Annotated in this window: 12 protein-coding genes; 8 read left to right on the top strand and 4 right to left on the bottom strand. The window is 68.7% G+C overall.

The annotated features are described in order from the left end of the window. Positions 1 to 24 precede the first annotated feature (24 nt). From F7Q96_RS00710 to F7Q96_RS00690, 5 genes are all read left to right on the top strand, one after another. Entirely contained in the window at positions 25 to 1,134 is a 1,110-nt protein-coding gene (locus F7Q96_RS00710) for a putative 2-aminoethylphosphonate ABC transporter ATP-binding protein (RefSeq protein WP_053824187.1), read from the top strand. Further along, on the top strand, positions 1,131 to 2,888 hold the full coding sequence (locus F7Q96_RS00705; RefSeq protein WP_053824188.1) for a putative 2-aminoethylphosphonate ABC transporter permease subunit: 1,758 nt from the start codon (positions 1,131 to 1,133) through the stop codon (positions 2,886 to 2,888). The genes F7Q96_RS00710 and F7Q96_RS00705 overlap by 4 nt, the downstream gene beginning before the upstream one ends. 66 nt (positions 2,889 to 2,954) lie before the next feature. Next, on the top strand, positions 2,955 to 4,088 hold the full coding sequence (locus tag F7Q96_RS00700; RefSeq protein ID WP_053824189.1) for a 2-aminoethylphosphonate--pyruvate transaminase: 1,134 nt from the start codon (positions 2,955 to 2,957) through the stop codon (positions 4,086 to 4,088). Continuing rightward, entirely contained in the window at positions 4,085 to 4,936 is an 852-nt protein-coding gene (locus F7Q96_RS00695) for an EamA family transporter (RefSeq protein ID WP_053824190.1), read from the top strand. The genes F7Q96_RS00700 and F7Q96_RS00695 overlap by 4 nt, the downstream gene beginning before the upstream one ends. A 209-nt stretch (positions 4,937 to 5,145) precedes the next feature. Then, positions 5,146 to 5,931, top strand: a complete 786-nt coding sequence (locus tag F7Q96_RS00690; protein ID WP_170292912.1) for an IclR family transcriptional regulator — start codon at positions 5,146 to 5,148, stop codon at positions 5,929 to 5,931. An 84-nt stretch (positions 5,932 to 6,015) separates the two neighbouring features. On the opposite strand, the gene F7Q96_RS00685 is transcribed toward F7Q96_RS00690, so the two are convergent. From F7Q96_RS00685 to tauA, 3 genes are all read right to left on the bottom strand, one after another. After that, positions 6,016 to 6,888, bottom strand: coding sequence for an ABC transporter permease (locus F7Q96_RS00685; RefSeq protein ID WP_053824676.1), 873 nt, complete (start codon positions 6,886 to 6,888; stop codon positions 6,016 to 6,018). A 70-nt stretch (positions 6,889 to 6,958) separates the two neighbouring features. Continuing rightward, complete coding sequence (locus F7Q96_RS00680; protein ID WP_053824191.1) at positions 6,959 to 7,741, bottom strand: taurine ABC transporter ATP-binding protein; 783 nt, start codon at positions 7,739 to 7,741, stop codon at positions 6,959 to 6,961. A gap of 56 nt (positions 7,742 to 7,797) precedes the next feature. After that, the gene (gene tauA, locus F7Q96_RS00675; protein ID WP_053824192.1) at positions 7,798 to 8,808 is read right to left on the bottom strand and encodes a taurine ABC transporter substrate-binding protein; all 1,011 of its coding nucleotides are present in this window, start codon (positions 8,806 to 8,808) and stop codon (positions 7,798 to 7,800) included. Between the two features lie 497 nt (positions 8,809 to 9,305). Here tauA and pta point away from each other — a divergent pair, with 497 nt between their 5' ends. The 3 genes from pta to F7Q96_RS00660 all read left to right on the top strand — a co-directional run bounded on the left by pta (position 9,306) and on the right by F7Q96_RS00660 (position 11,555). Next, a complete protein-coding gene (gene pta, locus F7Q96_RS00670) occupies positions 9,306 to 10,394 on the top strand; it encodes a phosphate acetyltransferase (RefSeq protein WP_082371789.1) in 1,089 nt (362 codons plus the stop codon). Then, the gene (locus tag F7Q96_RS00665) at positions 10,391 to 11,164 is read left to right on the top strand and encodes a sulfite exporter TauE/SafE family protein (RefSeq protein WP_053824193.1); all 774 of its coding nucleotides are present in this window, start codon (positions 10,391 to 10,393) and stop codon (positions 11,162 to 11,164) included. Before pta ends, F7Q96_RS00665 begins: the two co-directional genes overlap by 4 nt. A gap of 118 nt (positions 11,165 to 11,282) precedes the next feature. After that, positions 11,283 to 11,555, top strand: a complete 273-nt coding sequence (locus F7Q96_RS00660; protein ID WP_144425972.1) for a helix-turn-helix domain-containing protein — start codon at positions 11,283 to 11,285, stop codon at positions 11,553 to 11,555. A 40-nt stretch (positions 11,556 to 11,595) separates the two neighbouring features. On the opposite strand, the gene F7Q96_RS00655 is transcribed toward F7Q96_RS00660, so the two are convergent. After that, positions 11,596 to 13,404: a cobaltochelatase CobT-related protein gene (locus F7Q96_RS00655; RefSeq protein ID WP_151021901.1), complete on the bottom strand. Its 1,809-nt coding sequence runs from the start codon at positions 13,402 to 13,404 to the stop codon at positions 11,596 to 11,598. Position 13,405 lies beyond the last annotated feature (1 nt).

The raw sequence follows: 13,405 nt of genomic DNA, 5'->3' as shown, positions 1-13,405 counted from the left end.
TTTGACCCGATGGAGCCCACATCCATGTCCACGTCCCCCGGCAGGCACGACAGCTATCTGAGCCTCAGAGGCATCCACAAGCGGTTCGGCGGCGCCGACGGCTTCACCGCGCTGCGACATGTCGACCTCGACGTGCGCGAGGGCGAGCTGCTGTGTTTCCTCGGCCCGTCCGGCTGCGGCAAGACCACGCTGCTGCGGATCATCGCCGGCCTCGAATCGCAGACCGCCGGCACCATCATGCAGGCGGGGCGTGACATCTCGACGCTGCCGCCGATGGAGCGCGACTATGGCATCGTGTTCCAGTCGTATGCGCTGTTCCCCAACCTGACGGTCGCGGACAACGTCGCCTACGGGCTGGTCAACCGGCGCATGCCGCGCGAGCAGCGGCGTGCGCGCGTGGCCGAACTGCTGGCCCTGGTCGGCCTGCCCGAGCGCGGCGCGCAATATCCCGGCCAGCTGTCGGGCGGGCAGCAGCAGCGCGTGGCGATCGCGCGGGCGCTGGCGACCTCGCCCGGCCTGCTGCTGCTCGACGAGCCGCTGTCCGCGCTCGACGCGCGCGTGCGGGTGCGGCTGCGCAGCGAGATTCGCGCGCTGCAGCAGCGGCTGAACATCACCACGATCCTGGTCACGCACGACCAGGAAGAAGCGCTGTCGATGGCGGACCGCATCGTCGTGATGAACCACGGCGCGATCGAGCAGATCGGCACGCCGGCGCAGATCTACCAGCGCCCGGCCACGCCGTTCGCGGCGGACTTCGTCGGCAAGACCAATATGCTGCCCGCGACGGTAGGCAGCGACGGCCATCTGCGGCTGGGCGAACGGCGCCTGCAATGCATCGCGCCGCCGGGCTGCTGTACCGATGACACCGTGCAGGTCTTCTTCCGGCCGGAGGATGTCTGCGTGCGCGGCTGCGACCAGCAGGGCGAAAACGTGCTCGACGCCACCGTCGACAAGATCGACTTTCTCGGCGCGTTCTCGCGGCTGACGCTGAAGCTGGCCGACGGTGGCGCCACCGCGGCGCCGCTCTATGCCGACCTGTCGCTCAACGACATGCACGAACTGCGTCCCAGCGCCGGCGATCCGCTGCGCCTGGCCATTCCCGCCGACCGCCTGCGAGTGTTCCGCCAGCCATGAGCCTGCTCCTGTCGAAGGCGCCCGCGCCGCCTGTCACGCCGCTATCTCCCGCTTTCGCGCCCGCCACCGTCCTCGGCACGGTCCGTACGCACTGGACCGACCGCATCGCGCACGCGCTGTTGTGTGCCGCCGCGCTGGCGCTGCTGTGCTTCGTGCTGGCGCCGATCGTGATGATCCTCGCCAAGAGCGTGCAGAACCGCGACGGCACGCTGGCCGGCATCGCGCATTTCCGCGCGTACCTGACGACGCCGGCGCTGTGGCGCTCGGTCTGGAACAGCGTCTGGGTATCGACGCTGGCCACCGCGATCACGGTGCCGCTCGCCTTGACTTTCGCCTACGCGCTGACGCGCAGCCGCATCGGCGCCAAGGGCCTGCTGCGCAATCTCGCGCTGATTCCGCTGCTGGCGCCATCGCTGCTCGCCGCGATCTCGTTCATCTTCTGGTTCGGCAACCAGGGGCTGCTCAAGCCCCATATGGGCGACGTGCAGATCTACGGGCCGCTCGGCGTGGTCGGCGCGCTGGTGTTCGCCACCTTCCCGCATGCGCTGATGATCCTGATCACGGCACTGTCGCTGACCGATGCCAGGCTGTACGAGGCGGCCGACGCGCTGGGGACATCGACGATTCGCAAGTTCTTCACGATCACCGTGCCCGCCGCGCGGTATGGCCTGGTCAGTGCCTCGATGGTCGTCTTCACCTATGCGATCTCCGACTTCGGCATCCCGAAGGTGATCGGCGGCAACTTCCCCATGCTGGCCACCGACATCTACAAGCTGGTGATCGGCATGCAGGACTTCTCGCAGGGCGCGGTGGTCGCGCTGATGCTGCTGGTACCGGTGCTGATCACCTACTGCATCGACGCGCGCGTGCAGCGCCGGCAATTGGCGCAGATGTCGGCCCGCTCGGTGCCCTACGTCCCCCGCCGCAGCCGCCGCTTCGACCTCGCGATGGCGGCGTTCTGCTGGCTCGTTGCCGCGCTGATGGTCGCCGTCATGGGCATGGCGATCTATGCGTCGTTCGTCAAGCTGTGGCCCTACAACTTCTCGCTGTCGCTGAACCACTACCGGGTCGGACTGGTGGAGGGCGGCGTCGTCGCCTCCTGGTTCAACAGCCTGAAGCTGGCGCTGGCCTGCGCGCTGATCGGGCCCGTGTTCATCTTCACCACCGCCTATCTGCTGGAGAAGACGCGCGGCCTGCAGTGGCTGCGCGGCTTCGTGCGGCTGATGGCGGTGCTGCCGATGGGCGTGCCGGGGCTGGTGCTGGGGCTGGGCTATATCTTCTTCTTCGTGCCGGCCGCCAATCCGCTCCACGTCCTGTACCAGACGCTGGGCATCCTGGTGCTCGTCACCATCGTCCACTACTACGCGTCCTGCCACCTGACCGCCGTCACGGCCCTCAAGCAGCTCGACGGCGAATTCGAGGCGGTCTCCGCCTCGCTGAAGGTACCGTTCTACACCACCTTCCTGCGCGTGACCGTGCCGGCCTGCCTGCCCGCGATCGTCGAGATATCGCGCTACCTGTTCATCAATGCGATGACCACCGTGTCGGCGGTCGTGTTCCTGTACGGCGCCGACACCAAGCTGGCCTCGGTCGAGATCGTCAATCTGGACGAATCCGGCGATATCGGCCCAGCCGCGGCGATGGCGACCCTGGTCGTGCTGACCTGCGCCACGGCGTGCCTGGCATACCACGGCCTGCAGCGCTGGCTCGAGCGCCGCACGCAGGCATGGCGCGGCGCCGGCCAACGCGACTGAGCCGGACTGAGCCCGACAACCCACAGACGATTCCCGCTCCGCCACACCCTGCCAGGAGATTCGACCATGATTCGCGGCAACGACCCCATTCTGCTGACGCCCGGCCCTCTGACCACCTCGCTCGCGACCAAGCAAGCCATGCTGCGCGACTGGGGCTCGTGGGACGCCGCCTTCAACGCCATCACCGGCAGCCTGTGCGAGGATCTGGTTCGCATCGTGCACGGCGAAGGCACCCATGTCTGCGTGCCGATGCAGGGCAGCGGCACGTTTTCCGTCGAAGCGGCGATGGCGAACGTGGTGCCGCGCGACGGCAAGGTGCTGGTGCCGCAGAACGGCGCCTATTGCCAGCGCATCCTGAAGATCTGCAAGGCGATCGGCCGCGCCGCGGTCGAACTGGCTATCCCCGAGGACCAGCCCGCCAGCGCGGCGGCCATCGAGGCCGCGCTGGCCGCCGACCCGTCGATCACCCATGTGGCGCAGGTCCATTGCGAGACCGGTGCCGGCGTGCTCAATCCCCTGCCGGAGATCGCGCAGCTGTGCGCGCGGCTCGGCAAGGGCCTGATCGTCGATGCGATGAGTTCGTTCGGCGCGATCGAGATCGACGCGCGCACGATGCCGTTCGACGCGCTGGTGGCGGCCACCGGCAAATGCATCGAGGGCGTGCCGGGCATGGGTTTCGTGCTGGTCAGGAAGGACGTGCTGGAGGCCAGCCAGGGCAACAGCCATTCGCTGGCGCTGGATCTGTACGATCAGTACGCCTATATGCAGAAGACCACGCAGTGGCGCTTCACGCCGCCCACGCACGTGGTCGCCGCCTTCCGCGCGGCGCTGGACCAGTATCTGGCCGAAGGCGGACAAGCGGTGCGCGGCGCGCGCTATCGCCGCAACTGCGCCGCGCTGATCGACGGCATGCGCGAGCTGGGCTTCCGTCCCTTCCTGCGTCCCGAGGTACAGGCGCCGATCATCGTGACGTTCCACGCGCCGGACGACCCGCGCTACGACTTCAAGACCTTCTATGCGAAGGTACGCGAGCGCGGCTATATCCTCTATCCGGGCAAGCTGACGCAGGTCGAGACCTTCCGCGTCGGCTGCATCGGCGCGATCGACGACAACGAAATGCGCAACGTGGTGTCCGCGATCGGGCTGACGCTGCAGGAGATGGGCATCGACATGGCGGCGCAGCTGGCCAGGGCGGCATGACCCTTCCCGCCGACTTCCACTGGATGGCGTTCGTCGCCGTGATGCTGTCCGCGGTGATGCACGCCTCCTGGAATGCGATCGTCAAGATCGGCGGCGACCGGCTGTCGTCGATGGCGTTGATCGATACGTTCTGCCTGCTGGCGGCGCTGCCCTTCCTGCTGCTGGTGCCGCTGCCCGCGCCGGCGGTCTGGCCCTTCCTGCTGGCGACGGTCTGCCTGGAGGTCGTCTACAAGCTGTCGCTGGTGGCGGCCTACAACCGGGGCGACTTCAGCCAGGCCTATCCGCTGATGCGGGGCTGCGCGCCGATGATGGTCGCTCTGCTGCTGCTCGCGATGGGCAGCGAGCGCCTCGGCCCCGGCGGTTACGTCGGCATCGCGCTGATCTGCTGCGGGCTGGTCAGCCTGGTGCGCTGGCGCACGCAGTCGCCGCAGCTGATGGGGTTCGCGCTGCTGGCCGGCGCCTGCCTGGCGGGCGGCACCGTGATCGACGGCACCGCGGTCAAGCGCCACGGTCAGGTGTTCTCGTACATCGTCTGGCTGCAGACGCTGTCGCATCTGTTCATGCCGGGCTACGCGGCGGTCCGGCGCGGCCGCACGCTGCTGACGCTGCTGCGCACCGAGTGGAAGCGCGCGTGGATCGGCGGCATCAACCGGGTCGGCTCGTATGCGCTGATGCTGTGGGCGATGACGCTGGCGCCGGTCGCCAAGCTGGCCGCGCTGCGCGAATCGAGCGTGATCTTCGCCGCGCTGCTGGGCTACTTCCTGCTGCGCGAGCCGTTCGACCGGCGGCGGCTGCTGGCAACCGCGCTGGTACTGGCGGGGATCGTGACGTTGCAGCTGGCGCGTTAGGGCCTGAGGCGCGGAGCGCCGCCGTGCCGTACCGGGGTCGCATGGCGGCACACCCCAATCCGGAAGTACAATCGCTTTGTCTCGTTTTCCGGAACGGAGGAATCGCTTTGAAAACCGCCACCACCGCCGCGACGTCCGCTCCGCGCGCGCGCGGAGCCGCCAAGGCCAATCCAGCCGCAGCGGCGAAGGCCGCTGCGCGGCCCGCCCCGGTGCCGCCCCCGCCGCCGCCCAGCGAAGCGGCCAACGACCGCGGCGACACGCCGACGCTGCGCGCCTTCGCGCTGCTCGAATTCCTGGTCGCCGCGGACCGGCCGCTGACGCTGGCGGAGATCATGCAAGGCTTCGAGGCGCCGAAGGCCTCGCTGCACCGGATGCTGGGCGCACTCGAATCCGGCGGGCTGGTGATCCGCGAACCCGGCGCGCGCAACGCCTATGCGGTCGGTCCGCGGCTGGCACGCCTCGGCGTGGCCATCGTCACGCATTCCGGCACCCGCCAGTTGCGCCACGCGATCCTGTCGCGGCTGGTCGAGGATATCGGCGAGACCGTCAACCTGACCATGCTGCACGAGAGCGCGGTGCTCTACCTGGACCGCATGGAGGCGCCCTGGCCACTGCGGCTGGACCTGAAGCCCGGTTCCCATGTGCCGCTGCACTGCTCGGCCAGCGGCAAGCTGCTGCTCGGTTTGCTGCCGCGCGAACAGCGCCGCGCGCTGGTGCGGCAACTGCCGCTGGAGCGCTTCACGCAGAACACCATCACCGATGTCGAACTGCTAGAGGCAGAGCTGGACCGCTGCGCGCACAAGCAGATCGGCGTCGACAACGAGGAGTTCGTCGCCGGCATCAGCTGCGTCGCGGTGCCGGTGCGCGACGAGCGCGGGCAGGTGGTGGCCGCCCTTGCCGTCCATGCGCCGACGGTACGCTCGCCGCTGTCGCGTTCGCTGGAATTCGTGCCGCGGCTGCAGCAGGCCGCGGCGGACCTGGCCTCGACGTTCTGAGGCAGGCGCACCGGCGTCGATGCGGTGTTCCCTCTCCCGCTCGCGGGAGAGGGAAGTCGTCCAGCGGCTTCGCGCATCCGCCCTTCAAGCCCTTCCCTTCCACGGCACCAGCCACTTTTCGACGCCGCGCATCAGCAGGTCGAAGCCATAGGCGATCAGCCCGATCAGCACGATGCCCATCACCACCACGTCGGTACGCAGGAAGTTCGACGCGTTGAGCACCATCTGGCCCAGGCCCGCGGTGGCGGCCACCATCTCGGCCGCGACCAGCGTGGTCCAGCCGAAGCCGATCGCGATGCGCATGCCGGTCAGGATGTCCGGTAGCGCGGCGGGCAGCACCACATGGCGAATCACCTGCCACGGCGTGGCGCCCATCGAATAGGCCGCGTTGATCTGCTCGATCGTCACCGAACGCACGCCGGCGCGCGCGGACATCGCCATCGGTGCAAAACACGCCAGGAAGATCAGCAGGATCTTCGAGGTCTCGTCGATGCCGAACCAGATCACGATCAGCGGCAGATAGGCCAGCGGCGGCAGCGGCCGGTAGAACTCGATCGGCGGATCGAAGACGCCGCGCGCGATGCGCGACACGCCCATCAGCACGCCGACCGGCACCGCGGTGACAGCCGCCAGCGCGAAGGCGCCGAACACGCGGACCATGCTGGCCCAGAAATGGTCGAGCAGCGGCAGGCCGCCCTGCACATTGCCGTTCCACGCATCGACAAAGGCGGCGCCAATCGATTCCGGCGTCGGCAGGAACAGCGGCGGCAGCCAGCCGAAATGGCTGGCGACCCACCACAGCACCAGCAGCGACACCACGGTGACCGCGGAAATGCGCGAACTGGAGCCCTCGCCCGGCATCCGGTAACCGGAGACCGTGCGGATCTTGCGTGCTGACGCCGAAGGTGCTGCCGGTGCCGCCGGGGCCGCGGCGGCGGTCGTCGTGGTGGAAGACATCTCGTTGGCAACAACGGCGCCCGGCGCGCGCGTCGCGCCCGGCAGGCTCTGAACGGTGGCAGGCATCGGCTTATCCTTGTGGCGTGGCATGGATCAGGTCGACGATTTCTTCGCGGTGGCGAATGAAATCCGGATCGGATTTGACGGCGCGGGCATCGCCGCATTCGATATAGCGGCGCGCATACGGCAGCTCGTAGGTGTGGGCGATGCGGCCCGGCGACGGCGTCATCACGATCAGCCGTGTGGCCAGGAACAGCGCCTCCTCGACGCTGTGCGTGATGAAGAAAACGATCTTCTGCTCGCGCGCCCACAGTTGCAGGATCAGCGCCTGGATCGACTCGCGCGTCAACGCGTCGAGCGCGCCCAGCGGTTCGTCCATCAGCATCACCGCCGGATCGTTGGCCAGCGCGCGCGCGATGCCGACGCGCTGCTGCATGCCGCCCGACAGCTGGTAGACCGGCTTGTCGGCGACATGCTCGAGCCCGACCAGCGCCAGCTTGTCGCGTGCGATGCGCAGCCGCTCGCCACGGCCGACGCCGCGCATGCGCAAACCCAGCGCGACGTTGTCGGCGACGTTGAGCCATGGCATCAGCGCATGCTTCTGGAACACGACGCCGCGTTCGGCGCCGGGCCCGTTGACGGCGCGGCCATCGAGGCGGATTTCGCCTTCCGACGGCTGCATGAAGCCGGCGATGCAGGACAGCAGCGTGGTCTTGCCGCAGCCGGAGGCGCCCAGCGCGACGACGAAGTCGCCGCGCTCCATGGTCAGGTTGACCTGCGACAGCGCGAGCGTCTGCGTGCCGCCCGCGCCGCCATAGTTGACGCTGAGGTTGTCGATTTCGAGTTTGGCCATCTCGGTTCCCTGTGGGGTCGTTGGCGAATCGCTGAAAGAACTGGACAGGCGGGGGCTCAACGCATCGCCCGCTTGACCCACTCGGCATTGACGCCGGCGGAGTAGTCCGGCAGCACGGTCTGGATCGTGCCCTGCTCCTTCAGGAACTGCGCCGCCGACTGCAGGGCCTTGGCCGCGCCGCCGCCGAGCCAGCGCGGCGACGCCTGCTCCTCCAGCGTCGGGAACGCGTACAGCGACATGCTGCCCGGCACGTCCTCGGGCCTGGCACCCGACACCTTCGCGACGGTCTTGACCATCGGCGAATCGGCGGTCCACGCGGCCTTGTTCTTGCGGTAGCTGTCATCCGCGGCGGCCAGCATCCTGACGAACTTGACCATGAAGTCCGGGTTCTCGCGCGCAAACTTCTTGCTGACGATCATGCCGTCGAAGGTGGCCTTGCCGGTCGACTGCGCGATCTGCCCCGAGGTCAGCAGCACCTTGCCGGTCGGCTTGATTCGCGCCAGCACCGGGTCCCAGATGAACGTCGCGTCGATGTCGCCGCGCTGCCAGGCCGCGGCGACTTCCGGCGGCCGCATGTTCATGATGCGGACCTGCTTCGGATCGACCTTGGCCTGCTCCAGCGCGACCAGCGTGTGATAGTGCGTGGTCGAGACGAACGGCACGCCGACGCGCTTGGCCTTCAGATCGGCGACGCTGTCGATGCGCGTGCCGTTGCGCGCGACCATCGCCTCGGCGGCGTTGATGTCGTCGAGAATCCAGAACAGCTCGACGTCCAGCCCCTGCGACAGCGCGGAGGCGATCGGCGAGGTGCCGGCCTCGCCGATCGCGATCTGTCCCGACGCCATCGCGCGAATCACGTCGCCGCCGCCGGAGAACTGACGGAACGACACCTTGTAGCCGGTCAGCTTCTCGATCTCCTTGGCGTCCTGCACATGGCGCCATGGCACCACCATGTCCTGGTAGGCGATCACCACTTCCTTCGCTTGTGCCAGCGCGCCCGTCTGCACGGCGGCGGCCAGCACTGCGCCTGTTGCGAACTGCTTGATCCAACGCTCGATCCAACGCATCGTCGTATTCCTCAAGAAAGACAGGTTGCGTGCCGCGGCAGGGAGCCAGGGAGCGGCACGGAGAATCCAGGCACCGGCGAGGTGCCTACTCGAGGAGGGGAAGACTGGAAGCAGGTCGCATGCCAATGTCTCCTTGCAGTGGACGGCTGTCGCGTCCTTTGATCGGCCGTCGCCGCATCGTGGCGGCAATCGGCGGCCAACGCCTTGCACGTTGGGTAGCGCTATCGTAGGCAGCGGGTGGCGCGCGCCATAGTGCCACTGGGCGGCAATCGTGGGTCCAAGCGCCGACCGGCCGCCGAACGGCACCGTATTCGGCCCTGCGGCCAGCCGCGCGCGCTCGTCGCTCGCACCATGACGGCCCCTTCCGTCCCGTTTTAGTGCATCTAACGTACCGTTTTTCGAGATTTTTGTTGACCGAAAGGGCCGGCCGCCCTATGCTTCGGTCAGATCCCGTTTTCGGTACGTTTCATCCCGCTTTTTTATTCACCGTATCCGCCATGAAAGCGATCCACCGCATCATCGAGCGCGCGCGCTCGTCCCCCCGGCGCATCGTGCTGTGCGAGGCGGAGGACCCGCGCGTGCTGCAGGGCGCGCGGCGCGCCGCGGAAGAAGGCATCGCGCGCATCGTGCTGGTCGGCGATGCCGCCCGTATCGCCGATGCCGCCGAGCGGCACGGCATCGCGCTGGACGGCATCGACGTGGTCGACCCGGCCAGCGCTGCGCAGCGGGACCGCTACGCCGGGCAATGGCTGGCGCTGCGCCGATCGAAGGGCATGACGCCCGAGCAGGCGCAACGCGACGTGCTGGCGCCGCTATGCTTCGCCAACCTGATGGTGCGGGCCGGGGACGCCGACGGCTCGGTGGCCGGTGCGGTCCATACCACTGCCGACGTGGTGCGTCACGCGATCCAGGTCATCGGTATCGCGCCGTCCTTCCGGCTGGTATCGAGCTTCTTCCTGATGATGTTCTGCGAGCCCTTCCACTCGCTCAAGGGCGGGCTGATCTTCTCCGACTGCGGCCTGGTGATCGACCCGGACGCCGAGGCGCTGTCCGAGATCGCGATGGCCGCCGCCGACAGCGCGCAGAGCCTGCTGATGGAAACGCCGCGCGTGGCGATGCTGTCGTTCTCGACCAATGGCAGCGCCCACCACGCCGCCGTGGACAAGGTCGCCGCGGCGACGCAGCGGGTGCGTGCGCTGCGGCCCGGCCTGGCGATCGACGGCGACGTGCAGCTCGATGCGGCGATCGTCGCCGAGATCGCCGAGCGCAAGCTGCCGGCATCCCAGGTGCACGGGCACGCCAACGTGCTGGTGTTCCCGAGCCTGGAGGCGGGCAATATCGGCTACAAGCTCGCCGAGCGCCTCGGCGGCGCGGTGGCGATCGGGCCGATGCTGCAGGGCCTGCGGCGCCCCGCCAACGACCTGTCGCGCGGCTGCAGCGCCGACGACATCTTCCACGTGATCGCGGTGACCGTGGTGCAGGCGCAGGCCGCGGACCTCGAAGATACCGATGCCCGCGCGCAGATGGCGCTGCCCATCGACCTGCCTTCCGCCACGCCACCATCGGGAGCCGCGCAGTCCCGATGAATGTCGAAACCTTGCTGCCGGTACTGGCCCTGCTCGGGCTCGGCAGCTATTTCCAGACCGTGACCGGGTTCGGCATGGGTCTGATCGTGATGGGCGCGGCTAGCGGCCTGCATCTGGCACCGGTCGCCACGCTGGCCGCGCTGGTCAGCCTGCTGACGCTCGCCAACGGCGCGCTGGCGCTGCCCGGCAAGCTGCACCATATCGACTGGCGCGCGGTGCGGGCCGCCACGCTCGGCATCCTGCCGTCGGTGGTCGCCGGTGTCGTGCTGCTGCACTACCTGAGCGGCACCGCCGCCGGCGTGCTGCAGCTGATGCTCGGTGCGGTCGTGCTGTATGGCGGCATCGGCGCCGCGCTGCGCCCCGCCGCGCTGCCCAGCCGCTCCGGCGACGGCAGCTTCTTCGTCAGCGGCGTCTGCGGCGGCCTGCTCAGCGGCCTGTTCGGCGTCTCGGGGCCGCCGCTGATCTTCCAGTTCTATCGCCAACCGCTGAACATGGTGCAGATCCGCTGCGCGCTGATCCTGGTCTTCACCACCACTTCGGCCGTCCGCACCGCCTACAGCGCCTGGCAAGGCGAGCTGGCCGGCGACGTGTGGCTGCAGGCCGCACTGGCCTTCCCGGTCGTGGCCCTGAGCACGATCGCGGCACGGCGCTTCCCGCCGCCGTTGTCGACGGAAGCCACCCGAAGGCTCGCGTTTGGCGTGCTGGTCGTGCTGGGTGCGTACTTGATGGGGGGAGCGCTGTGGCAGTGGTTTATGGCGTATTCAGCTTAAAACCATAAGGGCTACCGTAGCCGCTCGTATCCTTTATGGAACTTTCCCTCCTGAAATCGCCATAAAGGAGCCGAGCGGACGTTTTATGATCGAGTCCGGTCCTCTAAGGTATGGCGCCATGATCGTTCGCATCTCCGACGCTGAAACGCTTGGGCAACTTGTACGCGCCGCCCGCTTGTCTCAACGACTGACCCGTGACGAAGTGGCACGTGGAACGAGTCTGTCGCCTAGCTTCATCACCGATGTCGAAGCCGGCAAACCCACAACGCAATTGGGGAAGGTTCTGCATCTGCTTCGGGAATTGGGGGTGTTGCTGTCCGCAGAAGCCTACGATATCGAACCATGGATCGAGAACCTCACGGCGATCAAAAAGCGACGGGTGCGGAAATGAACAGCGACTGGCCTACCAAGAATCCGGGGCACCTGCGGCGCTAGTGTTGGGCCTCACGCCCCCCACTCCCCACCCACCTCGCAATGGCATCGATCGCCGCCGTATCCAGCGGCCGGGTGGTGTCCAGCGGGAAGTGGCGCCGGTAGTAAGGGCTCAGGTCCAGATCGACGCCCAGCCCCATCAGTTCGATCCGCCCCTGGGCCTCGTGGCGGGCCGCCACGTCCTTCAGATGGTCATCCAGCAGCCGCTCGCCGTTGGCCTGCGCGGTGGCGCGGTCCATCGGGCTGCCGTCGGATACCACCACCAGAAGACGCCGCGACTGCGGGCGGGACAGCAGGCGGGTGCAGGCCCAGTCGACCGCTTCGCCGTCGATGCCTTCGCGAAACAGATCGGCCTTGAACAGCGCGGCGATGCCGGTGCGGGCGCGGCGCCAGCTGGTGTCGGCATCCTTGAACACCAGATGACAGACCTCGTTGAGGCGGCCCGGTGACGGCGGGCGGCCCGCCGCCTGCCAGTCGCGCGCCACGCGGCCGCCGTTCCAGGCGCCGGTGGTGAAGCCGAGCACTTCGGTGCCGAGGCCCGCGGCATCGGCCGCGCGGATCATCACATCGACCAGCAAGGCGATCTGGTCGATATGCGCCTTCATCGAGCCCGAGCAATCGATCAGGAACGCCAGCACCGCATCGGTGCGCGGCTGCAGGCGGGGCTGGCGGAAGATGCGCCGCTGTCCGCCGGCACAGGCAAGCTGCGCGAGCCGGCTGCGGTCGAGCCGGCCCTCTTCGTCGCCGGACGACCATCCATCGGCGGCCGGCAGCGCGAAGGCCGACGACAACGTGCGAGCGATGCGGACCGGATTGATGCCACCGCCGACGATGCGCCGGTCCAGGCGTTCGCGCCATGCCTGCAGCGAAGCCTGCCGCGCCAGCGTGGCGGCGCGCAGCTCGCGGTCGTAGCGGGTGGTAAAGGCAGCGTAGGCCGGCGCACGGGCCTCGTTGGCGCGGGCACGAGCACCGCCGGAGCCGGCGCCGCCTGCTTCCTGTAACAGCGCCTCGTCCTCGAAGTCGAGCAGCAGCGAGAAGCCGTCGCGCACGGATTCGTGCGCTTCACGCCCATCGTCGTCGGCCAGGCCTGCGCGACGGGCATCGTCGCGCAGCATCCCGGCCACCATCTCCGCCGCGGCCAGCGCGTGTTCGGCAAAGGCGCGCTGGTCGGCGCGCGTGCGCCGCATGCCGGCCAGCGCGGTGCCCAGCGCAGGCACGATCGCCGCGCGCGTGGCCTCGATCAGGTCCTCGGTCTCCTCGACCACCGGCCGGCCCGACAGCCGCGACCAGACCACCTGCGCCACCGTGTAGACCAGGATGCCGAAACGCCCTTCGGTCAGCCCGGAGCGATGGAACGCCAGCGACCATCGTTCGAAGCGGGCGTGAAGGTTGGCGGCCACACCCGGCATGCCGGCGGGCAGATGGGTCTCGCAGCGCAACTGCTCGAACAGTTCAAACAGCAGCCGCGCGACGGGGTCGGCGGGCCGCAGCGCGCGATGCAGGTCCGCATCGCCATGCCGCAGGCGCAGCGCGACGGCGTCCACGCTGCCGCGCAGGTCGGGGAAGGAATCGCGGCCGGCATCGGTCAGCAGGTGCGGCGCCTGCAGCGGCAGCGGCCGTTGGCCGCGCCATGGCCTTCCCGCGCGGTAATGCAAGGCGGCGTCCCCCGCCAGCGCGCGCAGCACGGCGGCGCACAACGCCTCGCGCCGGCGCTGCACCGCCGCCGGCAACGGTGGCAGCGCAGGCTCCGCGATCGCGCCGGCCGCGGGGTCCGCGGCCTCGGCGCTCGTCGACGTCGACGTCGACATC

Source organism: Cupriavidus gilardii (assembly GCF_008801915.1).
GTDB lineage: Bacteria > Pseudomonadota > Gammaproteobacteria > Burkholderiales > Burkholderiaceae > Cupriavidus > Cupriavidus gilardii.
Note: the sequence above shows the minus strand (reverse complement) of the source record. Positions and strands in the feature narration are given on the sequence as shown.